General features: G+C 62.9%; 16 protein-coding genes. 9 read left to right on the top strand and 7 right to left on the bottom strand.

Going from position 1 to position 24,982, the window contains the following annotated elements:
• Positions 1-38 precede the first annotated feature (38 nt).
• Together AC3E6W_RS03370 and AC3E6W_RS03365 are read right to left on the bottom strand one after the other, a co-directional pair.
• Complete coding sequence (locus AC3E6W_RS03370) at positions 39-3,326, bottom strand: AAA family ATPase (protein WP_490652315.1); 3,288 nt, start codon at positions 3,324-3,326, stop codon at positions 39-41.
• The gene (locus AC3E6W_RS03365; protein ID WP_490652314.1) at positions 3,323-4,504 is read right to left on the bottom strand and encodes an exonuclease SbcCD subunit D; all 1,182 of its coding nucleotides are present in this window, start codon (positions 4,502-4,504) and stop codon (positions 3,323-3,325) included. The genes AC3E6W_RS03370 and AC3E6W_RS03365 overlap by 4 nt, the downstream gene beginning before the upstream one ends.
• 427 nt (positions 4,505-4,931) lie before the next feature.
• Here AC3E6W_RS03365 and AC3E6W_RS03360 point away from each other — a divergent pair, with 427 nt between their 5' ends.
• A complete protein-coding gene (locus AC3E6W_RS03360; RefSeq protein ID WP_490652313.1) occupies positions 4,932-6,074 on the top strand; it encodes an ADP-ribosylglycohydrolase family protein in 1,143 nt (380 codons plus the stop codon).
• Positions 6,075-6,559: 485 nt separating this feature from the next.
• Here AC3E6W_RS03360 and AC3E6W_RS03355 read toward each other — a convergent pair whose 3' ends face one another.
• The 3 genes from AC3E6W_RS03355 to AC3E6W_RS03345 form a co-directional block, all read right to left on the bottom strand.
• Entirely contained in the window at positions 6,560-7,921 is a 1,362-nt protein-coding gene (locus AC3E6W_RS03355) for an RNA polymerase sigma factor (RefSeq protein ID WP_294647710.1), read from the bottom strand.
• A gap of 252 nt (positions 7,922-8,173) precedes the next feature.
• Positions 8,174-10,102, bottom strand: coding sequence for a metal-dependent hydrolase (locus tag AC3E6W_RS03350; RefSeq protein ID WP_490652312.1), 1,929 nt, complete (start codon positions 10,100-10,102; stop codon positions 8,174-8,176).
• 257 nt (positions 10,103-10,359) lie between these two features.
• Positions 10,360-11,265: a proteasome assembly chaperone family protein gene (locus AC3E6W_RS03345; RefSeq protein WP_070649217.1), complete on the bottom strand. Its 906-nt coding sequence runs from the start codon at positions 11,263-11,265 to the stop codon at positions 10,360-10,362.
• A gap of 368 nt (positions 11,266-11,633) precedes the next feature.
• Between AC3E6W_RS03345 and AC3E6W_RS03340 the strand changes: the two genes are divergently transcribed.
• The 3 genes from AC3E6W_RS03340 to sucB all read left to right on the top strand — a co-directional run bounded on the left by AC3E6W_RS03340 (position 11,634) and on the right by sucB (position 16,822).
• Entirely contained in the window at positions 11,634-13,130 is a 1,497-nt protein-coding gene (locus AC3E6W_RS03340; RefSeq protein ID WP_070649215.1) for a leucyl aminopeptidase, read from the top strand.
• Positions 13,131-13,585: 455 nt separating this feature from the next.
• Positions 13,586-14,971, top strand: a complete 1,386-nt coding sequence (gene lpdA / locus AC3E6W_RS03335; RefSeq protein WP_049346592.1) for a dihydrolipoyl dehydrogenase — start codon at positions 13,586-13,588, stop codon at positions 14,969-14,971.
• Positions 14,972-15,175: 204 nt separating this feature from the next.
• A complete protein-coding gene (sucB, locus tag AC3E6W_RS03330) occupies positions 15,176-16,822 on the top strand; it encodes a 2-oxoglutarate dehydrogenase, E2 component, dihydrolipoamide succinyltransferase (RefSeq protein WP_490652311.1) in 1,647 nt (548 codons plus the stop codon).
• 154 nt (positions 16,823-16,976) lie between these two features.
• Here the strand turns inward: sucB and AC3E6W_RS03325 are convergent, their stop codons facing one another.
• Positions 16,977-18,257: a peptidase gene (locus AC3E6W_RS03325; protein WP_490652310.1), complete on the bottom strand. Its 1,281-nt coding sequence runs from the start codon at positions 18,255-18,257 to the stop codon at positions 16,977-16,979.
• A gap of 392 nt (positions 18,258-18,649) precedes the next feature.
• Here AC3E6W_RS03325 and lipB point away from each other — a divergent pair, with 392 nt between their 5' ends.
• The 5 genes from lipB (at position 18,650) to budA (ending at position 24,419) form a co-directional block, all read left to right on the top strand.
• Positions 18,650-19,321: a lipoyl(octanoyl) transferase LipB gene (gene lipB / locus AC3E6W_RS03320; protein WP_049342798.1), complete on the top strand. Its 672-nt coding sequence runs from the start codon at positions 18,650-18,652 to the stop codon at positions 19,319-19,321.
• A 120-nt stretch (positions 19,322-19,441) separates the two neighbouring features.
• On the top strand, positions 19,442-20,449 hold the full coding sequence (lipA, locus tag AC3E6W_RS03315; RefSeq protein WP_049333262.1) for a lipoyl synthase: 1,008 nt from the start codon (positions 19,442-19,444) through the stop codon (positions 20,447-20,449).
• A 202-nt stretch (positions 20,450-20,651) separates the two neighbouring features.
• Entirely contained in the window at positions 20,652-21,368 is a 717-nt protein-coding gene (locus tag AC3E6W_RS03310; protein WP_049333265.1) for a DUF4191 domain-containing protein, read from the top strand.
• Positions 21,369-21,691: 323 nt separating this feature from the next.
• Positions 21,692-23,116 (top strand): type I glutamate--ammonia ligase, encoded by a 1,425-nt coding sequence (gene glnA / locus AC3E6W_RS03305; protein ID WP_490652309.1) that lies wholly within the window; start codon positions 21,692-21,694, stop codon positions 23,114-23,116.
• Between the two features lie 553 nt (positions 23,117-23,669).
• On the top strand, positions 23,670-24,419 hold the full coding sequence (budA, locus tag AC3E6W_RS03300) for an acetolactate decarboxylase (protein WP_049333268.1): 750 nt from the start codon (positions 23,670-23,672) through the stop codon (positions 24,417-24,419).
• 107 nt (positions 24,420-24,526) lie between these two features.
• Here the strand turns inward: budA and AC3E6W_RS03295 are convergent, their stop codons facing one another.
• Complete coding sequence (locus tag AC3E6W_RS03295) at positions 24,527-24,955, bottom strand: HIT family protein (protein WP_049342796.1); 429 nt, start codon at positions 24,953-24,955, stop codon at positions 24,527-24,529.
• Positions 24,956-24,982 lie beyond the last annotated feature (27 nt).

Here is a 24,982-nt window from a genome sequence, read left to right as displayed (position 1 = left end):
GGTTCTCGACGCGTCAGCGTTCGAGGGCGGGGGTATGCCTAATAGGAGTTTACCCTCACCGAGGAGCCACGCTGTCCCTTTTCCACCACAATCTGGGTCGGAATACGGTTCTTCATCTCTTCAACGTGCGAAATAAGGCCGATGGTGCGACCGTTCTCACGCAGAGACTCGATGGTGTTCATCACCGTATCCAGGGTTTCGGAGTCGAGCGTACCGAAGCCCTCGTCGATGAAGAGAGTGTCCAGCTCGATTCCGCCGTTGTTCGACTGCACTACCTCGGCCAGTCCCAGGGCCAGGGCCAGGGAGGCCAGGAAGGACTCACCGCCGGACAAGGACGCGGCGTCGCGCGGTTCTCCCGTCCAGGTGTCCGTGATGTTCAGGTTCAGGCCACCGCCGCTACGGCTTCCCTTAGCGCGGTGGTCGCTGAGCTTCATACCGTAGCGACCGTCGCTCATGCGCTGCAGGTGCTTATCCGCGACGTCCAGGATCCGCTCGAATTCACCGCCGAGCACGTAGCTCACCAGGTCCACCTGGTGCGTGTACCCGCCGAGGGTGTCGCCTCGGGCCGCGGCGGCGAGGGCCCCCAGCATCTCGGCCCGATCGTAGCGTTCGGCCGTCCGTTCGCGGAAGGCGACAAACTCACTCCGCAGGGCCTGCAGGGAACGCACGATGCCTTCCCTCTCGCCCTCTCGGCGAACGAGGTGCTGCACCCGCTGGCGCAGTTCCTCGATGCGTCCCCTGAGTTCCTGCTGATCATCCGGGGCCTGTTCGCCCGCGGCCACGCGAGCCGCGACCTCGACCAGGGCTTTGCGTCCCAGGCTTTCGTTCACGCGGGCGGACTCCAGCTCGTAGTCGTTCACGGCCTTCTCGAGGGCCAGAATCTGAGCCTCCGTTCGCTCGGCCGCAATGACCCCGGCGGAATCGGCAAAGGGCGACTCCTGGAGCAGCCCCTGGACCTCGACGAGGTGCTTAGAGTGCTCCTCCGCCGCGCGGTTCAGCAGCAGGGAGCCCTGTTCCTCGCGCTGGGCGAGGGTTCGGTAGTTCTCGAGTGCCTCAATACGCTGGGCAAACGGGATGTGAGCTTTGGAAGGCGCCAGCTCTCGAGCCAGGGCGTCACGGCGTTCGAGGCTTTCGCGGTGGAGGGCCTGGGCCTCGGTGAGGGCATCGTGCAGGGTGCTCCGGGTCTCTTCGGCGGCCTTCTGTTCGGCCTCCGCCTGAGCCTGGCGCTTGCGCAGGGCGTCGCGCTCGGCGAGACGGGTCGTCGTCTGCTGAACCCGTTCGCGGGCCTGGGCCAGCTCCCGGGCGCTCTGCTCGGGATCCGTGCGTTCCTGGGCCGAGAGGGTTTCGCTCTGGCTACGGGCGCGGGCCAGCGCCTCAGAAGCCCGGTGATACGCGAGGGTGGCCTTTTCCTTCTCCTCCTCGCGAGTGCGGGAGGCCTCGTGGGCGCGGTCTTCACGGGTCTTGGCTGCGTCCAGATCGGTCTGCTCGACGAGGCTCTCGCCCTCGCGGGCACGGGCGGGGTTGGGATGCTCCGCGGAACCGCACACAGGGCAGGGTTCCCCCTCGGTCAGCTCGCGGGCGAGCAGGGAGGACGCCTGGGCCAATCGTTGCGCCTGCAGGCTCCTGAAGGCGTCGGTCGCCTCGATAGCGGCTCGGGCGGCTTCCTCCCAGCGTTCCTGAGCCTTCTGCCGGGTGCCGAGGGCTCGTTCCGCTTCCTTCTCGGCCTCGGCGACGGCCCGCCGCGCGGCGTCAATATTCTGCTGGGCCTGCTGGGCTTCGCGGTGCACCTTCTCGGCGTCCTCGGCCCCGCGGAGGGCAAGAGCGTGCTCTTCCTCGGCCTTCTCGTAGGCCTTCAGGTTCTCCTGAATTTCCCGCGCCCTGGCACCCAAGGTTTCGAGCTTCTGGGCGGCGCTTTCGACCTTCTGGGCCAGCTGCTCGCTCCGGGTTTGGGTCTGTCGGACAGTGCGCTCCTCCTGGGCCAGCTGATCGTCACGCTTGTGCAGGGCGCGCAGGGAGGCGAGGGTCGCGTCGAGATGCCGGCCGCGGGCTTCCGCGGGCTCTTCAGCCGTACGCGTGGCGAAGAGCTCCTCCTCGGGGTAGGGCACGGCGTCTTCCGCGGGGTCCTCCCCCGCACGCAGGGCACGGCGCAGGCTCTCGCGGGCGGTCTTCAGGGCGCCGGCGTACTCGGCCTGCCGGGCGCGCTGTTCCTCGATGTCCTGTTCCTCAACGCGCAGCTGGGTGTAGCGCGCGGTGAGCGGGGCGGCGGCGCGGGCATCCGCAAGCTCCTTCACGCGTGCTTCGTGCGGTTCCCGTTCCTCAACGAGGCGTTCACAGCGCGCGATGAGCTGCTCGTACTCGCCCCAGTCCTTGCGAAGCTGAAGGCGCTCATTGAGGGTCTGGGCGTGACGGTCAGCTTCGCCGGCGAGGCGGGACTGTTCCCGGCCGTCCCGCGCGGAGGCGGTGCGCGCCTCCTCGACGCCGGAGGCGAGCCACGCGTCAAGGGTTTCAGCGGCGACGGTTTCGGGGGTGATCGTATCCGTGGCTTCTGCGGTCTCCGGCCCACCATCGGCGGGGGATGCTTCGGCCGCCTCCCCCTCGGGGGTGAGCGGGGCGAGGCTTTCGCGAAGAGCTTCCATACCACTCCGGGCACGATTGAGATAGCCGTCGAGGGCCTGTTCATCGTTGGCAACGTCCTGCCGGGCCTGCTTTGCCTCCTCGAGAAGCTCGGCGTACATGGCCTCGATGTGATCTACGGGGAACATCTTCTTGAGCAGTTCTTTACGCTCTACCGGCTTGGACTTGAGGAATTGCGCGAACTGCCCCTGCGCGAGGAGCACGACCTTGAGGAATTGTTCGCGGTTGAGGTGAATATGCTCCGCGATGACGGCGTTGACCTCTTTGACCTGGGAGGCGATGGGCTTCCAGGCCTTATCGTCCCCCGGGTTGCCTCCGGGAAGCAGCTCCTCCACGGTGGCGGTGGCGGCTTTGACGGTCATCTGTCCGGCGCGCTTGCCGCGGGTGATGGGGTGGCTGTACACGGGGGTGCGGTTAATGCGCAGGCGGCGGCCCTGCAGGGTGAGGTCGAGGAAGACGCGGGGCGGGGTGTTGCTGCGTGCCGCGTAGGTGGAGTAGAGCTGCGCGGGGTCGCGGTCGCCGGTGGTGCCGCCGTAGAGGGCGTAGCAGATAGCGTCCAGGATGGTGGTCTTACCGGCGCCGGTGGGACCGTTGAGCAGGAAGACTCCGGCGGCGTTGAGGTCGCCGAAGTCAATGGTCTGCCGGTCGGGGTAGGCCATGAAGGCTTCAAATTCGAGGCGGTGCAGGATCATGCGTGGTCTTTCTGAGCGGTGACTCGGTCGGCGATATCGGCGATGACGGCGCGTTCGGGGTCGGTGAGGGGACGCTCGCGAACGTAACGGTGGAATTGGTCGAAGAGGTCCACGGGGTTAATCTTCTGGCTGAGCGGCGGAGCGGCGGGTTTTTCGACGGCTTCGCGGGTGCTGCGGTAGCTGAAGTGCGAGATGGTTTCGTACCGCTTGCGGAGCGTGTCGACCGCGCCGACGGGAAGGGTCTCGTCGGTGAGCTCGATGCGGCAGTAGTAACCGCGCTCGTAGGGGGTGTATTCGGGGTTGTTGAGCAGATCGTCCATGGTGCCGCGGAGGGTTTTCATGGGAACTCGGGTCGCCCATTCATGCCCGGTGATGACGGGTTCTTCGCCGGGGGTGAGCTCGATGAGGTAGGCCCCGTTGCGGTTGGTTTCTTCGCTAAAGGAGAAGCCGAGGGGTGAGCCGCTGTAGCGAATGGTCGCGGTGACGGGGTACCGCTTATGAATGTGTCCGAGGGCTACGTAGTCGAAGCTGTCGAAGAGGAAGACAGGTACCCAGTCGATGCCGCCGACGCTGATGTCGCGTTCGGAGTCGCTGCGGGGCGTGGTGTCGGCGTTGCCTGCGGTGTCGCTGACGGTTGCGTGGCTCATGACGATGACGCGGTCGGCACCTTCGCCGCGAGCTCGACGGTCGGCGATGTCCGCACGAATGGCATCGGTGACGGCGCCGAGGACGGCGCGGTGAGTGGGTTCAACCCCGAGTGCGGTGGCGTGCAGGCGCGGCGCAAGGTAGGGAATGGCGTAGACGTGCACGCGCTGGGTCCCCTCGACGAGTTCGACGGGGCGGGTGGCGTCCTCGAGAGTGGTTCGGATGTGCACACCCGAGGCTTCAAAGAGTGCTGATCCGTAGCTGAGGCGGCGGAAGGAATCATGGTTGCCGGAGCTGAGGATAACCTGCACGCCGGCCTGGACGAGGCGGGTGAGAGCCCGGTCGAGCAGGGTGGTGCTTTCGGCGTTGGGGATGCTGCTGTCGTAGACGTCCCCGCTAATGAGGAGGGCGTCAACGCCTTCGGCCCGAACGTAGTCGAGCAGTTCGTCGATGAACTGCCGGTGCTTGTCGGTGAGAGGGCTGCGGTGAAAGGTGCGGCCGAGGTGCCAGTCGGAGGTGTGCAGAATCTTCATGGTTTCAGTATGGCACCGTTGAGAAAAGTGCGCCCCGCGGTTCGTCATTCACGGTTTGGACCACGCTGCTAGGGCCCCACAGCGGCGTATGCGCTCATGCGGAGCGGGGGCTCCGTCCTCAAGGCGCCCCAGCGCCGCAGAGGGGGCACTCCCCCGCGAGCGTGAGCGCGAAGCCGCCTGGTACAGGCCTCCCGCGAGCACAAAGCCGCTTTTATCTAAGCCCTCCTCAATGTCTGATGACAACGAGTAGCCGACCATACGCGACGTAGGCGCTCATGCGGAGCGGGGACTCCGTCCTCAAGGCGCCCCAGCGCCGCAGAGGGGGCACTCCCCCGCGAGCGTGAGCGCGGAGCCGCCTGGTACAGGCCTCCCGCAAATGTGAGTGCGGAGCCGCCTGTACCCAAGCCGCCCGTGGGATAATCGCCCTATGAGTTTTTCTGAGTTCACGCGCGCACCCGAGGTTTCTGCGGAGTTTGCGAGCCGGGTGCGCGGCCTGTTGTATGCGTCTGCGCTGGGTGACGCGCTGGGCTATCCCCTTGAGCTGCTGTCGGCGGAGCAGATCGCGGAGCGCAACCCGAAGCCCTGGGAGGCCGCGTACGGCGAGCTGCTAATCAGCGATGATACGCAGCTGACCTGCTACACCCTAGACGGCCTGACGGAGGTTCTGGAGTGGAATAACGAGGGCGCGGCGGCGGATGAGTTGGCGTGCCTGTGGCTGGCGTATTTGCGGTGGTTCCGCGGTATTGGCGAGGCTCTGCCGGAGACCGCCCCGTTTTCTTTGGATCGTGAAATTGACGGGTCGAACGAGTTGACGGCTCGTCGCGGTCCGGGTGCTGCGACGTTGCGGGCGTTGGGTACCGGTGAGATGCAGCTGGTGTCGAAGTCGGTGAACCCTGATGCTCTGGGTAGCGGCGCGCTGGTGCGTTCGGCGGCTCTGGGGCTGTTGCCGGTGGCTCAGGAGCGCACGGTGGTCATGTTGGCGGTGCGCGGTGCGGCATTGACGCACGGCCACCCGGAGGCTTTAGTGTCAGCGGCGGCGTACGCGCTGCTCATCCGCGATTTGTTGGCATCCCCGTCCGGCTCGTTTGGTGTGTTGCTGGAGGCGGCGCGTCGTGTGGTGTCGTGGTGCGGTTCGGTTGCCGGGGATGATGCGATTCCGGGTGATGCTTCGCGTACGGCGGCGGCGTTGAGCCGTGCTGTCGAGCTGTTGGAGGGCGGTACGGTGCCGGTTCCGGAGGCTGTGGCGGAGCATTTTGGTACGGGGTGGACCGCCCCGGAGCTGCTGGGCACGGCGCTGTGGTGCGCGGCGGATGCGCTGAGGAATCTGCCCGCCGATGCTGATGATGCGACGGTGCGTGGCACCCTGTTTGAGGGGCTGTGCCGCGCGGTGTCAGTGGATTCTGATTCGGATTCGGTGGGCGCGATGGTCGGTATGCTGTGGGCGGCGGCCGGTCTGCCGGTGGGTTCGGAACCTGCGGGTGATGCCTGGGCACAGGCGCTGGGTCGTGTGCGGGGCTTGGATCAGGTGGAGGCGGTTGCGGAACGCTATCTGCGCCAGCTGGGCCTGTAGTAGCGCTGCACCTCGACGGCGTAGCGGACATGCGGAGCGGGGGCTCCGTCCTCAAGGCGCTCAGCGCCGCAGAGGGGGCACTCCCCCGCGAGCATCGTCCGCAAGCCGGCTGTGCAGAACTTACGCGAGCATCGTCCGCGTGCCGCATATACAAACTGTTTACATACGCAGAAAAGGCTCTCCGGTATCCCGGAGAGCCTTTTCTGTATGTGCTAGATCTAGCGAAACTGAACCTAGACGGCATAGCGGCGATGCGTAATGGCGAGGCCCCATCCTCAAGGCGGCTGGCCCATTCACTTATTGGGGCGCCGATGAGGGGGCACTCCCCCGCGAGCATCGTCCGCGTGCCGGTCGTGCGGAACTGTACCGCGAGCATTGTCCGCAAGCCGGCTGTGCAGAACTTACGCGAGCATCCTCTGCGTGCCGGACAGCAGACCAGCTGCACGAGCATCCGCCAGCACGTTAGAACCGCTAGATATGAACTTTTAGTCCAGGTAATCGCGCAGAACCTGCGAACGCGACGGGTGACGGAGCTTAGACATGGTCTTCGACTCGATCTGGCGGATTCGTTCGCGGGTCACGCCGTAGACCTTACCAATCTCGTCGAGGGTCTTGGGCTGGCCGTCGGTCATGCCGAAGCGCATTGCGACGACACCGGCTTCACGCTCGGAGAGGGTGTCGAGGACGGAGTGGAGCTGCTCCTGCAGAAGGGTGAAGGACACCGCGTCTGCGGGGACGACTGCCTCGGAGTCCTCGATGAGGTCACCGAATTCGGAGTCGCCGTCTTCGCCGAGGGGGGTGTGCAGGGAGATGGGCTCGCGGCCGTACTTCTGAACCTCGATGACCTTTTCGGGGGTCATGTCGAGTTCCTTACCGAGCTCCTCGGGGGTGGGTTCGCGACCGAGGTCCTGAAGCATCTGGCGCTGCACGCGGGCGAGCTTGTTGATGACCTCGACCATGTGCACGGGGATGCGGATGGTGCGGGCCTGGTCTGCCATGGCGCGGGTGATGGCCTGGCGGATCCACCAGGTTGCGTAGGTGGAGAACTTGAAGCCCTTCGAGTAGTCGAACTTCTCGACGGCGCGGATGAGGCCGAGGTTACCTTCCTGGATGAGGTCGAGGAAGAGCATGCCGCGGCCGGTGTAGCGCTTGGCGAGGGAGACGACGAGTCGCAGGTTGGCTTCGAGCAGGTGGTTCTTGGCTCGCTTGCCGTCGTGGACGACCCAGCGCATGGCCTTCTTGAGGTCCTTGTCCATGTCGGGGTTTTCGGCGAGCTTGTGTTCTGCGTAGAGGCCGGCCTCGATGCGCATGGCGAGGTCGACTTCCTGCTGTGCGTTGAGCAGGGAGACCTTACCAATCTGCTTGAGGTAGTCCTTGACGGGGTCGGCGGTTGCGCCGGGGGTGACGACGCGCTGAGCGGGGGCATCGTCGTCGTCGCTGGCGGTGAGAACAAAGCCGGAGCCCTTGGCTGCTACAGCCTCGGCGGCCTTCTTTTCTTCCTTCTTGGCGACGGTGGCTTCGTCTTCTTCAGGCTCTTCGTCGGCGTCGGTGGTTTCGAGATCGTCGTCGAGTTCGAGGTCGAAGTCGTCGTCGGTCTTCTTGCGTCGTCCGCCGGTTTTGCGCTTGGTGGTTGCCTTAGCGGTGGTCTTGCGGGTGCGCTTGGGCTTTTCCGCGGTGGTTGCGGTGGCAGTATCTTCTGCGGTGGTTTCCTTGGCTGCCTCGGAGGTGGTCTTGGCTGCCTTAGTAGCCTTAGTAGTCTTGGTTGCCTTGGTGGCGCGGGTGGTCTTGGCGGCGGTTTCTTCGGTTGCGTCGCCGGTTGCAGTCTTCTTGCTGGGTGCAGGTGCCACTAGTACCCTTTCTGGCTTGTGTTGGGGTGCTTTGTCTGCAAAACACCTAAGACCCTGTCAAGTCTGTGCTGGCGTCCTCTTTGGTGTGTTTGCGACTCTGAACCGGTTAACGCTGCGGGACGGGTTTTTATTCCGCTCGCGTTGGTCGTTTACGTGGTGCCGCGGCTCGTTGTACTGAGCTGTTTGAGGGCGCGCTATAGCGCATCGACTGTACGGGGTCAATACATAAGTATTGCAGATTTTCGGGGGCTTTCAACTTGACTGGCCGTAGGTCGGGGTGTTTTTGCGGGGCTTGAGGGTGCTGATGGTGGTCCCTTCGGTAAGCGCGTCGGTATTTGCACGCCGAGCGGTGAGCCAGGCGGGGCAGGTTCCGGTGGCGAGTCGCGCATCGATGATGTTGGGGCTGAGGCGGAGGTCGTGGAGCTGTGCTTCGTGGCGCAACAGGTTGGCGTAGGTGCTGTGTCCCTTGAGCCAGTTGCTCCAGGATTGAAGGGTGCGTAGGGCGCTGTACTCCGCAGTGTTGGAGCCCGGAACGAGAAGGCTGGAGAGAAGCTCGAGGGCGTTGAGACGGCGGTAGTCGGGTGCCTCGACATCGGCAGACCCGGCGAGCGCGGCGCGGTAGTGGTTGAGGGCCGCGAGGCGGCGGGGTTCGCTCATATAGGTGCTGTTGTTGAGCTGTTGGATGATGTGTTGGTCGCGGTTTTCTTCATCGGTTGCGGGCGCTTCCCCGTCCGTTTCTGCGGCGTAGGGAGAAACCCGACCGCCTCTGTACTCGTGGAGGGTTTCTTCGTGAAGCAGGGAGCTTTCGGCGAGGTCGATTCCGTCGAGCTCGGTGAAGGCCCAGCGCTCGAGATCGGCGGCTTGGATGGTGCGATGGGTTCGGCGAATCCAGTCTTGCCACTGATTGCACTTGGCGGGGACGGTGCGCACGGCGGGCCCCTCGCCTGCCAAGGCGGCGGTGAAACTGCGAGGCATCCGGGCCTTTCGGGTGATGCGCGTGCCGTAATGGGGCGGTTCGATGGGCTCTTCGCGAGGCTCACCGAGGGGTGCGGCGCCGCCGAGGGCATAGTAAATGTAATCGGTGGTGTACCGCTGGATGGCGAGTACCTGCTGGGTTCGGTCGAGGCCGTACCCGGCGAGGTACGCCAGGGTCTCCGGGCTGAGAATTTCGAGGGTGCTGTGCTCCTCGAAGGCGTTGGTGAGGGTGCTGGGCTGCAGGGATGCACGCAGGTGCCCAGCGACCTCGGCGGGGATGAGCTCGCGGAGGGTGTCGCCGATGGTGCGTTCGCTGAGCTCGGGCGGGGTGTTCAGGTAGGGTTCGACAGCGCTGATGGCGGTCTCCCAGTAGCAGAGGTCGAGCTGGGCCTGGCGGTAGGCTCGGTCGGTGGTGGTGACCGGGACGCGTTGAGCGCGGGTTGCGCTCCAGAGCTCGGTGGCGGATTCCCAGTCATCGCGGGCAGAGGGGTTGTTGGTCGTGTCGGTATCCCAGGGGCTCCGGGCGAAGTTGCCGGTTGCGTCGGGCGCGATGCTGTCGCCGAGACTGGTTCGCCATGCCTGGTAGCGGCTGGCGTGAAGGTCTTCGATGGGTCCGAGAAGGGTGAGCGCTTCCATGCGGTCGTTGAGAGCCCACACGGTGGCGGCGCCGGCGTAGATGATGTCTTCGCAGCGTCGTTCGCCGACGATGCGCGGGTCGAAGAGCATGTGTGCCCAGGAGCTGATGCGGCTCTGCGCGGTGATGTCTGCGCCGACTTCGTGCAGGGTCGCGGCGGTTCGGGTGGCTGGGTCGAGTTGGCGTTGGCGTACGGCGTTATCGCCATCGACGATGATGGCGTAGAAGCGGTTGAGGGGTGCCCCGTCGTATTCGGCGGGAATCATGGTGAAGAGGCCGGTGAGGTACACGGCGCGGTGGCTTTCGGGGAGCGGTTCTTCAGGCAGGTTGACGCGCAGGCTGGGGCCGAGGACGGAGTTGTGGGCGGTGAGGATGATGAGGGAGCGTTCAGGCCAGTAGCCGTTGTGGTGGAGGGCGTGGCTGAGAACGTCGTACTCGGTGGAGATTGAGGGAGGCGCAGGGCTCGGGGTGCCGTTCGGAAGACTGTCCGTCCGGACGGCTGCGCTCTGGAGGCCATCTCGGGTGTTAGGGTTCTGGGGGCTGGGCTTCTGGGTCTTGCGGTGCTTGTTCATGGTTCCACAATGTCAGGTGCGCCGCCTTGGCATCCGTTAAAGAAAAAATCTGTGGATATCTCCTCTGTAAAGAGAAGAAAATCCACAGATTTATTCGTTTTGTTCGGTTTTTCGGGTACTGCACCGCGGCGGTTCCGTCACATTCGGTCACGAACGCCCCGCTGTACGGTCGATTGGAGAGCCGCAGATGCAGGTGAGTCTCCCCTCCTCCCGGCGCCGCGCCTCGACGAATCGGTTAGCGTCTGCCTAGCGTTCCCCTAGTGCTCGTCCAGGAAGCGTTCGAAGAGGGCACCAATCTCGTCGCGGCTCGGAATGTTGTTGGCGTCCCGTCGCGAAAGCGGAATGGCGATATCCGAGGTGCGGTAGTTCTCGTCGTAGTTCTCTTCCATGGTCGTGATCATGCGCCCAATTTCGGGGTTCTGCTTGACCTGGTCGTTAATCTGCCCGTGCACGTGTCGGGCGGCCTCGCGCAAATCGTCGGTGGGTAGCGAGAGATGCGCGGCCATGCCCACGTGCTCGAGGGCGGTGAGGGTGCCCTGCGGCAGGTCGGCCTCGGAGATGTACTGCGGAATATTCACGCCGAATCCCACGGTGTCGTAGCCGTTGTCGGTAAAGAGCACCTCGAGCAGGTTGGTGATGGTCGCGTGCATATCCGCGGTAGGCTTCCACGGCGAGATGCCGCGAATCAGGTCCTTGCGGGAACCGTGCGCGGTGACGGGGAAGGGCCGGGTGTGCGGCACGGGCATGGGGTAGGCCGAAACCAGCACGATGAGCGAAGGCTGCAGGCGTCGCACAATGCCGAGCAGAGCCTTCTGAAAACGCTGCCACTGCAGGTCCGGTTCGGCGCCGGTGAGCAGCAGGAAGGGCTGATCGAGGCTATCCTCGACGGCGTAGAGCTTGAGCTGCGGGTACTGCGGGTTCTCGAAGTGGTCCTTCTCGTAGTGCACGAAGGGGCGGCGGGCGCGGTAGTTGTGCAACTGGTCGCTGTCGAACTCGACGATTTCAATGTTCTTCAGCTCGCTGAGGAGCACCTGCCCGAGCTGTCCGGCGGTGGATCCGGCGTCCTGCGGGCTGGAGAGGGCGATGACGAGGGTCAGCCCGTGCATCCGCGGATCGTCGAGGATTTTGGTGTTAGCTAAGTAGAGATCTTCGGGGTTGAGCATGACGGCCTCCTCACTATGAATCCGTTCGGCCCGCCACACCGTGTTTCGTCACGGGGCTGGCCGACGCGCCTTTCTGTCAACAGACGCTTTCCGTAGTCTTTCATTCTAGGCCAAGAAGATTGTGTTGGCTTCTATCTCGGCGTTTTCTCGCGGCGGGTGAACGGTCTGCCCTGCATGAGCCGAAATGCTGGGGACCCCCGCGGACGGCTTGCGAGCGTACGCGCCGCTCCCCCGCCCCATCCGGTAGAGTAGAAACGGGTAGTCCGCGTACTTTTGCGCGGCGCATCCCGCCTCTACGGGCACCGTTTCACACGGTTCGCCAGCTTCGGGTGGGATGGTTTCAAGAAGACATACGCAAAGGAGTAACGATGTCTCTTTCCCTGTCGATTCACAGCACCGACCTTGAGGCGCTGGAGGCCGACGTTCTGGTCCTGGGTGTTCTGAAGGGTTCCGAGGGCCCGTACCTGGCCCCGAACTCGCTGTCTGAGGATTCCGCCGAGGGTATCAACGAGCTGCTGGAGGCGCTGGGTGCCTCGGGTGCCCCCGATCAGCTGCTGCGCCTGCCGGGCCTTGAGGATTCGGGTGCCGGCATCGTGGCCCTGGCGGGTCTGGGTTCCGATCAGGCTACCGGTCAGGAGCGTCTGGATGCCCTGCGCTATGCCGCTGGTTCGGCAAGCCGTCAGCTGGCCGGTTCCGCCGAGGAGATTGCCTTCGATTTCGGCCTGTCCTCCGTGGATGAGATTGAGGCCGTCGCGCACGGCGCCGTGCTGGGTAACTTCATCGAGGAGGGTATGCGCGGCAAGACCCAGGATTCGATTAAGGAAGAGATTGAGTCCGTCCTGATTATTTCCTCGATTGATCCCGACGAGGCGGAGCCCGCACTGGTGCAGGCCCTGGTCCTGGGTGAGACCACCAAAGACGCACGCCGTCTGGTGAACCTGCCCCCGTCGCACCTGTACCCCGAGACCTTCGGTGAGTTTGCGGCTGAGCTGGCCGAGGATTACGCAAACGTTGAGATTGAGCTCTTCCACTACGACCGCCTGGTCGAGGAGGGCTTCGGCGGTATTGCCGGCGTTGGCCAGGGTTCTCCCCGCAAGCCTGTTCTTGCCGTGGTGAAGTACGTCCCCGAGAACCCGAAGGCTCACGTGGCTCTGGTGGGTAAGGGTATCACCTTTGACTCCGGCGGTAACTCGCTGAAGCCCGCCGCTTCGATGATGACCATGAAGTGCGATATGGCCGGTGCCGCAGCCGTGCTGAACGCCGTGGTGGCCTCCGCTGAGCTGGAGGTTCCGGTGGCCGTGACCGGTTACCTGTGCCTGGCCGAGAACATGCCCGGCGGCCACGCCCTGCGCCCCGAGGATGTCATCACCATGCGCGACGGTCGTACCGTTGAGGTGCTGAACACCGATGCCGAGGGTCGCCTGGTTATGGCGGACGGTATCGCGCTGGCTTCCGAGGCTAAGCCGGACGTCATTCTGGACATCGCCACCCTGACCGGTGCCGCTATGGCCGCCCTGGGCCTGCGCACCGCGGCTCTGCTGGGTGACGAGGAGATTCGCGAGCGCGTGCAGGCTGCCGGCGCATCCGCCGGTGAAGCTTACTGGCCCATGCCGCTGGAGTCTTACCTGCGCAAGAGCCTGGACTCGCAGGTTGCCGATATTAAGAACATCGGTTCGCGTTTCGGCGGTGCCCTGACCGCGGGCCTGTTCCTGAAGGAGTTCGTGGGCGAAGGTATTCCGTGGGCACACCTGGACATCGCGGGCCCCGCGTTCAACGAGGAGGCACCCTACGGTTACACCCCGAAGGAGGGTACCGGCTTCGGTACCGCAACCCTGGTGAACTTCATCCAGTCCTACGCCAAGTAGAGGGTTCGGCGGCGCCGGGACTCTTGCGGAGGGCTTCCTTTCTGCAGTGTTTCCGCTGATTGCTGAACGGTTATATAGGGATGCGCGAGGCGCTTTGGCTGAACAGGCTGGGGCGCCTCGCGCGTTGCGTTGAGGTCATTTCCGCCTTTTCTCGATTCGTCGCTGAGGGAGCTTTTCTTCTTCCGTCGGGGCCTTTCGGCATCCCCGTGCGAGAACGGCCGGACGGGGTGTCCAGTATGCTATACGCCTCGAATTTTTTGGCCTCTTTGCGGGATTATTTGGCTAAAAACCACCCTGAGTGAACTTAAAGGGGCGGTATCGGGGGTATTGTTGTATTAAGTGTTTTTCTGCGTACGCGGATGGGCGCGTGTCTTTTTGATGCGGGCCTGCTGTGTGTGCCGGGGAACCTACCAATAAGGTAAGAACTCATTGCACGGGGTCGTACCCCACCAACTATGCAAGGGAGCAATATCGTGGCTCAAGAATTCGATATCCTCATCCTCGGCGGCGGTTCCGCTGGTTACTCTGCAGCTATTCGCGCACGCCAGCTGGGCTTCACCGTCGGTCTGATTGAGAAGGAAAAGGTCGGCGGCACCTGCCTGCACACCGGCTGCATCCCCACCAAGGCCTACCTGCACGCAGCTGAGCTGGCCGAGGACGCACGCGAGGCATCCAAGGTCGGTGTCAACGCTGTTCTGCAGTCCATCGAGATGGGCAAGGTGCGCGACTACAAGGACGGCATCGTTTCCGGTAAGTTCAAGGGTCTCGCTGGCCTGCTGAAGATGAAGGGCATCGAGATCATTGCCGGCGAGGGCAAGCTCACCGCTCAGGACACCATCACCGTTAACGGTGTGGAGTACAAGGGTAAGAACATCATCCTGGCTTCCGGTTCGGTCTCCAAGACCTTCGGTCTGCCCATTGAGGGCCGCATCCTGACCTCCACCGAGGCTCTGGAGATGGACTACCTGCCCAAGAGCGCTATCGTGCTCGGCGGCGGCGTGATTGGTTGCGAGTTCGCATCCATGTGGAACGCTATGGGCGTGGACGTCACCATCATTGAGGGTCTGCCCCACCTGGTCCCGAACGAGGATCCCGCAATCATCAAGGTCCTGGAGCGTGCCTTCAAGAAGCGCGGCATCAAGTTCAACACCGGCACCTTCTTCGAGAAGGTCGAGCAGGACGCTAACGGCGCTAAGGTCACCCTGGCAGACGGCAAGGTCTTCGAGGCTGACATCGTTCTGGTCGCTGTTGGTCGTGGCCCGAACACCGCAAACATGGGCTACGAGGAGCAGGGCATCCCCATGGATCGCGGCTTCGTCCTGGCCAACGAGCGCCTGCACACCGGCGTGGGCAACATCTACGCAGTGGGCGACATCGTCCCCGGCGTTCAGCTGGCTCACCGCGGTTACCAGCAGGGCATCTTCGTTGCCGAGGAGATCGCTGGCCTGAACCCCACCGTTGTTGAAGACATCAACATCCCCAAGGTCACCTTCTGCGATCCCGAGATTGCATCCGTCGGTTACTCCGAGCCCAAGGCTAAGGAGAAGTTCGGCGCTGACAACGTTGAGACCGCTGAGTACAACCTGGCCGGTAACGGTAAGTCCGCTATTCTGGGCGCCACCGGTATCGTCAAGGTTGTTCGTCAGAAGGACGGCCCCATCGTTGGTGTTCACGCCATCGGTAAGCGTATGGGTGAGCAGATTGGTGAGGCTCAGATGTGGGTTGCTTGGGAAGCATTCCCCGAGGACGTCGCCAAGTTCATCCACGCACACCCGACTCAGAACGAGTCCCTGGGTGAGGCAGCAATGCTCCTGAACGGCACCCCGCTGCACAGCGCATAATCCAGGCGCACATATTTTTACTGGCTGATGTTTTCGCATCGGCTTAGTTACGACCTTTCAGGTCAAGGCGGTGACGGGCGTACCCGCTGAACAACGCCCCGCACCCGGATGCGTGCTCCCCGGTTCTGAACCGGGGGCGCGCGTCCGGGTTGCCGCCCCACATTTTTCTAGTTCAAGCATTCACCAAGGAGAACGGGAAAGATTATGTCCCACACCGTAGTACTGCCCGCACTGGGCGAGTCCGTGACCGAGGGTACCGTCACCCGCTGGCTCGTAGAGGTCGGCGACACCATTGAGGTTGACGCTCCCCTGGTTGAGGTTTCCACCGACAAGGTTGACACCGAGGTTCCCTCCCCCGTAGCAGGCGTTGTCGAGCAGATTCTCGTCCCCGAGGACGAGGACGTCGAGGTCGGCGCTGCTCTGGCCATCATTGGCGACGGTTCCGGCGCTGCTGCTCCGGCTGCTCCCGCCGCTGCCGCTGCACCCGCAGCTCCCGCTCCGGCTGCTGAGGCTCCCGCAGCACCCGCTCCGGCTGCTCCCGCCGCTGGCTCCGCTTCCGGCACCGAGGTCCTGCTGCCCGCACTGGGCGAGTCCGTGACCGAGGGCACCGTGACCCGCTGGCTGAAGGAAGTTGGCGAGCAGGTTGAGGTTGACGAGCCCCTGGTTGAGGTTTCCACCGACAAGGTTGACACCGAGGTTCCCTCCCCCGTTGCAGGTACCCTGCTCGAGATCCGCATCCCCGAGGATGAGGACGCAGAGGTTGGCCAGGTTCTGGCTATCATCGGTGACGCTTCCGCTGCTGCTGCTCCCGCCGCTCCGGCTCCCGCAGCTGCTCCGGCCGCTCCCGCTGCTCCCGCCGCACCTGCTGCTCCCGCCGCACCTGCCGCTCCGGCAGCTGCTGAGGGTGAGGCATACGTGACCCCGCTGGTCCGTAAGCTCGCTAAGGACAACGGCATCGACCTGTCCACCGTGAAGGGCACCGGTGTTGGTGGCCGCATCCGCAAGCAGGATGTTCAGGCTGCTATCGCCGCTAAGGGTTCCGCTGCTCCCGCCGCTGCTGCTCCCGCTGCAGCTGCTGCTCCGGCTGCTGGTTCCGCAAAGGCACCGCACACCTTCGAGGTTTCCCCCAAGCGTGGCACCGTCGAGAAGACCGCACGCATCCGCCAGGTCATCGCAAAGCGTATGCGCGAGTCTCTGGACATCTCCACCCAGCTGACCCAGGTCACCGAGGTTGACGTGACCCGCGTTGTCCAGCTGCGTGCAAAGGCTAAGGACGGCTTCGTTGCTCGCGAGGGCGCAAAGCTGACCTTCCTGCCCTTCTTCGTCCAGGCAACCGCTGAGGCTCTGCAGCAGCACCCCGCTCTGAACGCTTCCATGACCGAGGACTACAAGCAGATTACCTACCACGGCTCCGAGAACATCGCTATTGCTGTGGACACCCCCAAGGGTCTGCTGGTTCCCGTCATCAAGAACGCTTCCGACCTGGGCATTGCTGGCCTGGCAAAGGCTATCGCCGACCTGGGTGGCCGCGCACGTACCGGCGACATCTCCCCCGAGGAGCTGTCGGGTTCGACCTTCACCATCACCAACATTGGTTCCTTCGGTGCACTGTTCGACACCCCGATCATCAACCAGCCGAACGTTGCAATCCTCGGTACCGGTTCGATCGTGAAGCGCCCCATGGTTATCCAGGATGCAGACGGTAACGACGTTATCGCTATCCGCTCCATGTGCTACCTGTCCCTCACCTACGACCACCGCGTGGTCGACGGTGCAGACGCAGGTCGCTTCCTGCGCACCGTCAAGACCCGCCTGGAGGAGGCAAACTTCGAGTCCGAGCTGGGTCTCTAAGACCTGCACAGGCTCAAGGAAGTTTCCTTGTGGCGATACCCTGACGGGTAACCGAGCGTAGCTCCCCCGGTTTTTCCGGTGGGCGTGTAAAAGCGGCGGTCCCATCCACTTCGGTGGGTGGGACCGCCGCTTTTGTGTTCCCGCAAAGCCGCGGTTATACGGGTTCGGCGCGGACGATTTCCCAGCCTTGCTCTCCACGGTGCAGTTCGAAAATAACTTTTTGGCGGGTGATCCCATTTTCTTCGCTGAGTTTGCGGGCCTGCTTCTCCTCAGCGCTGGGCCGGTAGCCCGATGCCGAAACCACCGCGACGATGCGCAGGTCTTCCCCGCCTCCGGCGGAGTCTTCGATGCTTTCGAGAATGAGCTCGGCGCCGCCTCGGGCGCGGCGTTCGCGGTTGCGCTGGTCGAGAAGGGCCCTCAGCACCGCCTCTGGGTTTTCGCGTTCCCCCGCCGCCGATACGTCGGGAGCATCGCGTGCCGTGGGGGATTCACCGGAGGCGGCGTGCACCTGAGCCGAGGCTTCTACCTCTCCCCCGTTGAGAGTCAGCATGCCGGCAGAGGTCGCGAGCGCGGCCAGGGTCAGCGCGGTGGCCCCGATCCGCATCGGGGTGTTAAGCCGCAAGCCTTTGGCGGAGCTCTTGTTATCGCCCGCGATGGCGTTTACGAGGTGGGTAGCGGGTGGGCGGGCTCTCCCGGGGGTGTGCCTCCCCGACTTTCCGCGTTGTGTCACCATCCCGCGGGTTTCTAAGAATTTGCGGACCTTTTCTCGGGTCTTCTCGAGCGGGGTGTCCCGCGCGCTATCCTCTCGTTCCGGAGCGGCGGGAATCAGCATCCGGGCCCGTTCGGAGCAGCTGAGGTACACGTTAATGGGCCTGGAGTCGAGGTCAAGATCAAGCACGGGGTTCAGACCGATGCGGGCCAGCCGGGCGGCGGGGGCATCCAGCAGGTACTCGAGGGCACGGCCGAGGTTTCGGGCCCGGTCGGTGCTCCAATCGGCGCCCCGGTCGGCTTCGGTTTTTGTTCCGGGGCCGAGGCGCAGGCTGAGGGGCACGCGGGCCTCGGCCGGTTCGGGGTCGTGCCCGCAGGCGGCGCGCCATAGCAGGGCTGCGGCGGAGCGCACGTACTCGCCCACCCACGCGTAGCTTGTGGGTTCTGCGTTCTTTTGGGGAGCGGGTTCCGCAGCAATATAGGAGCTCTCCGGGAGCAGCAGTCGGGGCTTGCCTCCGGCCGTGAGTCCCACGTACTCGGCGGAGATTACTCCGTACCGCTCCCCCGCTTCGCGCAGGGTCTCGATGGCCTCGTGCAGGGAGCGGGCCAGGGTCACGAGCTCTTCGATTTCTAGCGGGCGCAGGGCTAGCAGCCGGTCCAGGGTTCCCGCATCAAGCGGTTCGTAGTAGAGGCTCACCGTGTTGTTCTCGCCCGAGGGGCCGCTCATTCCGCAGAGCCGCGCGAGTCCTGGACCGTTTGCGGGCCTCGGGGTTATCGATTTCCCCGGGATCTTGAAGATGCGCCGGGTGTAGCGCCCCGGGCGCAGAGCCGGTTCGACGCGCATCTCTAAGGGGCAATCGACAATGTTCAGGGTGCCCACGGCGGGGTTTCCGATGGTTTCGAGCAGGAATACTTCATCGTTATTCATGGCTTAATACTATCAAATTACTCTAAATAATTTCATTAAATACCAAAAGATAAAATTAAACCTCTAAGCCCTAGTCTTCAGCACCGCTCACCTACCAGTACACAAGGTATTGTGTCGCCCCGTGTTCGCTCATCATATGATTCAGGGCGACCTAATTTTCATCAGCTCATCCGCGGGTCTAAGGTAGAGGTATGTCTGTGACTATTGAACGAGTGGGCTTCGCCCCGAACTATGTGAACTATGTCGAGTGCCTCGAGGACCAGTACCGCATCCATGATGAGGTGGCCAACCGCACCCGCCAGAACACCATTCTTCTACTGGAGCACGAGCCCGTCATCACGGCCGGAAAGCGCACCGAAGACCACGAGTACCCCGCAGACAAATCCACCCCGGTCGTCAAGATTGACCGCGGCGGCAAGCTCACCTGGCACGGTCCGGGCCAGCTGACCGCCTACCCCATCCTTCGCCTACCCGAACCCATCGACGTGGTGGCCTACGTGCGCATTGTCGAGGAGATTATCATCAACGTCCTGGCGGGCCTGGGTATCAAGGGTGAGCGCGTCGAGGGCCGCAGCGGTGTGTGGATTCTGGGCGATGGCAAGACCCAGGATAAGAAGATCGCCGCCCTGGGCATGCGCGTTTCGCGTAACACCACCATGCACGGCTTCGCCATCAACTGCTGCAACGATCTTGAGCCCTTCGCTCAGTTCATCCCCTGCGGCATTAGCGATGCGGGCGTCACCTCGATTTCTGAGCAGCTGGGTCGCACCGTTACCCCCGCCGAAATCCTGGAGCCGCTGGAGGCCGAGCTGGTGAAGTACCAGGACCGCCTGGCCGAATCCTTCGAGCCGGTCAGCGCCTAAGCGGCCGGTTCGTCACCTATACGTCATATATTAAACTCGCTTACACTTACGCCGCACCGGGCGTAGAATAGGACGTGGCCCGATTGAGCAGAGGGCACGTCGAACCCAAGGAGAAGACCTTTGAGCACCAAGCCTGACGGACGCAAGCTGCTGCGTGTGGAGGCTCGCAACGCCGAGACTCCCATCGAGAAGAAGCCTCACTGGATTAAGACCAAGGCCATTGTCGGCCCCGAGTACAACGAGATGCGCGAGCTGGCTCGTGGCCAGGGTCTGCACACCGTGTGTGAAGAGGCCGGCTGCCCGAACATCTACGAGTGCTGGGAGGACCGTGAGGCAACCTACCTGATTGGTGGCTCCGAGTGCACCCGTCGTTGCGACTTCTGCAACATTGCGACCGGTAAGCCCGTCGCTGTGGACTACGCTGAGCCTTTCAAGGTGGCAAAGAACGTGAAGGTCATGGGTTTGCGCTACGCTACCGTGACCGGCGTGGCCCGTGACGATCTGGAAGACGGCGGTGCGTGGCTGTACGCAGAGACCACCCGCCAGATTCACAAGATGTGCCCGAACACCGGCGTCGAGATGCTCGTCCCCGACTTCAAGGGTGTTCCCGAGCACGTCCAGAAGGTGATTGACGCGAAGCCCGAGGTGTTCGCCCACAACCTGGAGACCGTTCCCCGTATCTTCCGCCAGATTCGCCCGGCGTTCCGTTACGAGCGTTCCCTGGATGTCATCACCCAGGCTAAGGAAGGCGGCATGGTCACCAAGTCCAACCTGATTCTGGGCATGGGCGAGACCGACGACGAGATTTACGAGGCGCTGTGCGACCTGCACGATGCCGGCTGTGACATCATTACCCTCACCCAGTACCTGCGCCCCGGCCCGCTCTTCCACCCCATCGAGCGTTGGGTGAAGCCGCAGCAGTTCGTGGACTTCGCAAACATGGCTGAGGAGATTGGCTTCGCCGGCGTTATGGCCGGCCCGATGGTTCGTTCTTCCTACCGCGCGGGTCGCCTGTGGGCTCGCGCAATGCGCAAGAACGGCTACCCCATCCCCGAGAACCTGGCTCACATCGAGAGTGAGGGCGCTGCTCTGCAGGAAGCCTCCTCTCTGGTGGCTGCGGGCTACTAAGCCGTTTCGGATTCCATCTGAAGCGTGGAGGCTCCCCAAACCGGTATTCAGCTGGTGTTCGGGGAGCTTTCCCTTATACCCCGGCCATTGTGCGGGTAGGGTAAACTAGATAAATTGCAGGCACACTGCATCGTTACGTCACTATGGTTCCGTGAGCGTTTGAGGCGCCTCGGGACCGCGGAAGAACCACCGAGGAAGAATCGTGGCAGATAAGCGCGAAGAGAAGAAAAAGAAGAAGGAACGCACTCCGGGCACCTTTGCCCAGATGAAGCAGGTCTACCAGATGACCAAGAAATCCGACCCGAATATCGGTTGGATTCTGAGCCTGGCCGCCCTGGGCACTCTCCTGGTCTTTATCCTCATCGGCGTTGCCCTGGGTAACTGGATTACCTTCCTTATTCTGGGTCTGGGCGCCGCCGCCGTTGTGGCTATGCTGATCCTGAGCCGTCGCGCGGAGGCTGCCGCCTTCTCGCAGATTGAGGGTCAGCCCGGCCGAAGCGGTGCAGCCATGAACTCGGTGCGTCGCGGCTGGCAGGTTGAGGAGCAGCCGGTGGCCGCTAACCGCAACCAGGATATGGTATTCCGTGCGCTGGGCCGCCCCGGCATCGTACTGGTGACCGAGGGCCCCCACAGCCGCGTGAATGTCCTGGTGAACACCGAGAAGAAGCACCTGAACCGTGTGGCTCCCGGCGTGCCCGTGCACGTGATTGAGACCGGCCACGATGAGGGCCAGGTGGAGCTCAAGGATGTCGTGAAGACCATGAACAAGCTGCCCAAGGCTCTGACCCAGCAGGAAGTGCAGGCGGTGGGTGGTCGTCTGAAGACCCTGAACCACATGCGCAACCCGATGAACGGTCTGCCCAAGGGCGTCGACCCGATGCGTGCGCGCCCCGATCGTCGCGCGATGCGCGGCCGCTAGGCAATACTAGGCCCCGACCTCTCCCCCCGCGGAGGGTCGGGGCCTTCGTCGTACCCGGGGTCGTTATTGCCGGTAGCGTTCCGCTGCCGCCGGGTGTGAAAGATGAGACACAGAAAAAGATGGGCAACAGAGATGTTACCTGTTTCCCAAATTTGTAACATTGACGAAACACGTTAGTCATGCACCCGAAAAAAATACCTACTATGCTGGATATGTCCGGGTGATTCGTGATTCGCCCGAAACCGACACTAGACAAACAGGTTGAGGTGTCGCGGCGGGTTACTATTCCTCCTCCGCACTCAATCAAACAAGGAGCAGTCCTCATGTTTACCAGCCCCCAGGAAGTCCTCGATTTCATTAAGAACGAAGACGTCATCTTCGTCGACATTCGATTTACCGACATGCCCGGCGTGCAGCAGCACTTCAACCTGCCCGCCAAGGCAATTGATGACGATTTCTTCGTCAACGGCCAGCTTTTTGATGGTTCCTCCATTCGCGGCTTCCAGGGTATTGCTGAGTCTGACATGCAGCTGATTCCCGACGTTCAGTCCGCATACATTGACCCCTTCCGCATTGAGAAGACCCTGGTCATCATCTGCTCCATCGTGAACCCCCGTACCGGTGAGCCCTACCACCGTGACCCCCGCGGCGTTGCTGAGCGCGCCGAGGCATATCTGCAGTCCACCGGCATTGCGGACACCGCGTTCTTCGCATCCGAGGCTGAGTTCTTCGTCTTCGAGGACGTCCGCTACCAGGTCGAGCCGAACTCCGTGTTCTACAAGATTGACTCTGACGAGGCTCCCTGGAACACTGGCCGCAAGGAAGAGGGCGGCAACCTGGGTAACAAGACCCCCGTCAAGGGCGGCTACTTCCCCGTCTCCCCCGTCGACAAGCAGGCTGACCTGCGTGACGCAATGTGCGTGGCGCTGGACGAGGTTGGCCTCGAGGTTGAGCGTAGCCACCACGAGGTGGGCGCAGCCGGCCAGGCAGAAATCAACTACAAGTTCGACACCCTGACCAAGGCCGCTGACGATCTGCTGAAGTTCAAGTACGTTATCAAGGGCACCGCAGACGCATGGGGCAAGTCCGTGACCTTCATGCCCAAGCCCGTCTTCGGTGACAACGGCTCCGGTATGCACTGCCACCAGTCGCTGTGGCAGAACGGTGAGCCGCTGTTCTACGACGAGCGCGGCTACGCCAACCTCTCCGACATCGCTCGCTGGTACATCGGCGGTCTGATTGAGCACTCCTCCGCTGTTCTGGCCTTCACCAACCCGACCGTGAACTCCTACAAGCGTCTGGTTCCCGGCTACGAGGCTCCCGTGAACATGGTGTACTCGCAGGGTAACCGTTCGGCAGGTATCCGTATTCCGATTACCGGCACCAACCCGAAGGCTAAGCGCCTCGAGTTCCGTGCGCCCGACCCCTCGGCTAACCCCTACTTCGCGTTTGCAGCTCAGCTGATGGCTGGTCTGGACGGTATCCGCAACCGCATCGAGCCGCCCGCCCCGATTGACAAGGACCTGTACGAGCTGCCCGCCGAAGAGGCTAAGGACATCAAGAAGGCTCCCGCTAACCTGGAGGCCGCTCTGGAAGCTCTCGAGGCTGACCACGACTTCCTGCTCGAGGGTGGCGTGTTCACCGAGGATCTGATTCAGGCTTGGATTGATTACAAGCGTAAGAACGAGCTGGAGCCCCTCTCGCTGATTCCGCACCCGCTCGAGTACCAGCTGTACTACGGCGTCTAAGAGCTACCCCATTTCAGTAGCTAGCCTGTAGCTGTTCCCCGCACACCCGTGAGGTGCGCGGGGAACAGTCGTTTAACCCGCCCCCCCTACCGGCCCTGATGCGATTCGTGTGCGCCGCGGCATCTGTCACCCGTTCAGGTCTAAGGTTTTGGGAATTCGCGAGGCCCCACGTGCTGAATCGTTATCTCTGGTTTAAGCCTGTGACTTGCGCTTAGAGCGACTCTAAGGATTAACCTAAAGGTGCTGGCGCTCCTCCTACTTACGTCGTGCAACCGGGAGGGGCGCCGGCATTTTCTATGCTCACTTCTGTCCACTCGGGCACGAACGATGTATGTTAGAGCTCCCTTCCTGAACGAAAAAAGCGAAGAGGAGTAAAATAGAAGGTGCGCGCGCCCGGCCTGCGTCACCTACGAATTCCTCGAGAAACGACACCATACGCCGTGTTCTCAGCGCCGCCCTCCCGAAGCACTCTCACGCCTCCCTGGGCGAGCATCGCCGATGACCGACCGATTCGTCTGACGCCGCGTATCAACTGTCAACGAGGAGAAATACCATGGCATATCAGCCGACCATCCTAAACGGTGAAACCGTTTTTCGTAACGAAGTTTTTCAGACCGGCCTCATGTCCCAGCTGCTGGACGGTATCTACGATGGCGAAATGACCATCGGTGAGCTCCTGAGCCACGGCAACTTTGGCGTGGGTACCTTCAACGGCCTCGACGGCGAAATGGTTGTCCTCGACGGCGTCTGCTATCAGGTGCGTCACGACGGCTCCGTATCCCTGCCCGATCTGCGCCAGCAGACCCCCTACGCCGTGGTCACCAACTTCGTGCCCATGATCAAGCGCGAACTACCGCAGAACCTGCTGCGTAAGTCTGCCTCGCAGATTCTGGATGACTTCACCGTCTCCAAGAACTACATGTACGCCATCAAGATTTACGGCGAGTTCGAGTGGGTCCGCACCCGAACCGTCATCAAGCAGGAGAAGCCCTACCCGAAGATGGTTGCGGCCACCGAGAATGAGGACATTGTCCAGTTCGATAACGTGACCGGCACGATTGTTGGCTTCCGCACCCCGATCTACGAGCAGGGTATCTCGGTGCCCGGTTGCCACGCCCACTTTATCGATGATGAGCACGTTCAGGGCGGCCACGTGGTCGACTTCAAGTTGCGTTCGGCAAAGGTCGAAATTTGCCCCGGTACCGGCCTGCAGCTGCACCTGCCGCTAACCCCCGAGTTCTCCTCCGCTAACCTCTCCCCCGAGGACCTGGCTGAACAGATCTCCAAGGCTGAAAAGCACTAAGCTTCTTTCCCACCGGGATATAGCAACGGGCTATATTAACGAAGGAGCCGCCCTCTACTGTTGTGTAGAGGGCGGCTCCTTCGTGTCCTACGTGCTGTAAAGGGCGCTTACGCCTCCGGCACGAACTCGCCGTGGCCGCGCTCGCGCAGGGCGGCACGTACCTTCTCGGCGGCCGTATCCAGCTCTTCGGCGGTGGCATCCTTCTTGGCGTTGGCGGGGTCGTACTCAGCCATGCCGTCCGCGGGGAACAGGTGGATGTGGGTGTGCGGCACGTCGAAGCCGGCAATCATGAGCGCGACTCGGTCCTTATCGAAGGCGTCGTCCAGGGCGCCGGAAATCTTGTGCGCCACGGAGAACAGGTGCGCGGCCAGGTCTTCGGGCAGGTCGGGCCAGCGGTCAATCTCGGCGCGGGGAACCACCAGCAGGTGACCTTCCGACTGGGGCATGATGTCCATGAACGCCACGCACTGATCGTCCTTCCAGACGAATCGGCCGGGAATCTCGCCGTCAATAATCTTGGTAAAAATCGTGCTCATGCTATCTCCTTTGATGTTATTCCGCCG

Source organism: Rothia sp. SCPM-O-B-18226 (M350) (assembly GCF_058213595.1).
The sequence above is the reverse complement of the archived record's forward strand: the minus strand, read 5'-3'. Positions and strand labels throughout refer to the sequence as shown.

Coding starts and splice junctions, on each gene's coding strand:
- AC3E6W_RS03370 (WP_490652315.1), bottom strand. CDS start 3,326: ATGATCCTGCACCGCCTCGAATTTGAAGCCTTCATGGCCTACCCCGAC.
- AC3E6W_RS03365 (WP_490652314.1), bottom strand. CDS start 4,504: ATGAAGATTCTGCACACCTCCGACTGGCACCTCGGCCGCACCTTTCAC.
- AC3E6W_RS03360 (WP_490652313.1), top strand. CDS start 4,932: ATGAGTTTTTCTGAGTTCACGCGCGCACCCGAGGTTTCTGCGGAGTTT.
- AC3E6W_RS03350 (WP_490652312.1), bottom strand. CDS start 10,102: ATGAACAAGCACCGCAAGACCCAGAAGCCCAGCCCCCAGAACCCTAAC.
- AC3E6W_RS03345 (WP_070649217.1), bottom strand. CDS start 11,265: ATGCTCAACCCCGAAGATCTCTACTTAGCTAACACCAAAATCCTCGAC.
- AC3E6W_RS03340 (WP_070649215.1), top strand. CDS start 11,634: ATGTCTCTTTCCCTGTCGATTCACAGCACCGACCTTGAGGCGCTGGAG.
- lpdA (WP_049346592.1), top strand. CDS start 13,586: ATGCAAGGGAGCAATATCGTGGCTCAAGAATTCGATATCCTCATCCTC.
- sucB (WP_490652311.1), top strand. CDS start 15,176: ATGTCCCACACCGTAGTACTGCCCGCACTGGGCGAGTCCGTGACCGAG.
- AC3E6W_RS03325 (WP_490652310.1), bottom strand. CDS start 18,257: ATGAGCGGCCCCTCGGGCGAGAACAACACGGTGAGCCTCTACTACGAA.
- lipB (WP_049342798.1), top strand. CDS start 18,650: ATGTCTGTGACTATTGAACGAGTGGGCTTCGCCCCGAACTATGTGAAC.
- glnA (WP_490652309.1), top strand. CDS start 21,692: ATGTTTACCAGCCCCCAGGAAGTCCTCGATTTCATTAAGAACGAAGAC.
- budA (WP_049333268.1), top strand. CDS start 23,670: ATGGCATATCAGCCGACCATCCTAAACGGTGAAACCGTTTTTCGTAAC.
- AC3E6W_RS03295 (WP_049342796.1), bottom strand. CDS start 24,955: ATGAGCACGATTTTTACCAAGATTATTGACGGCGAGATTCCCGGCCGA.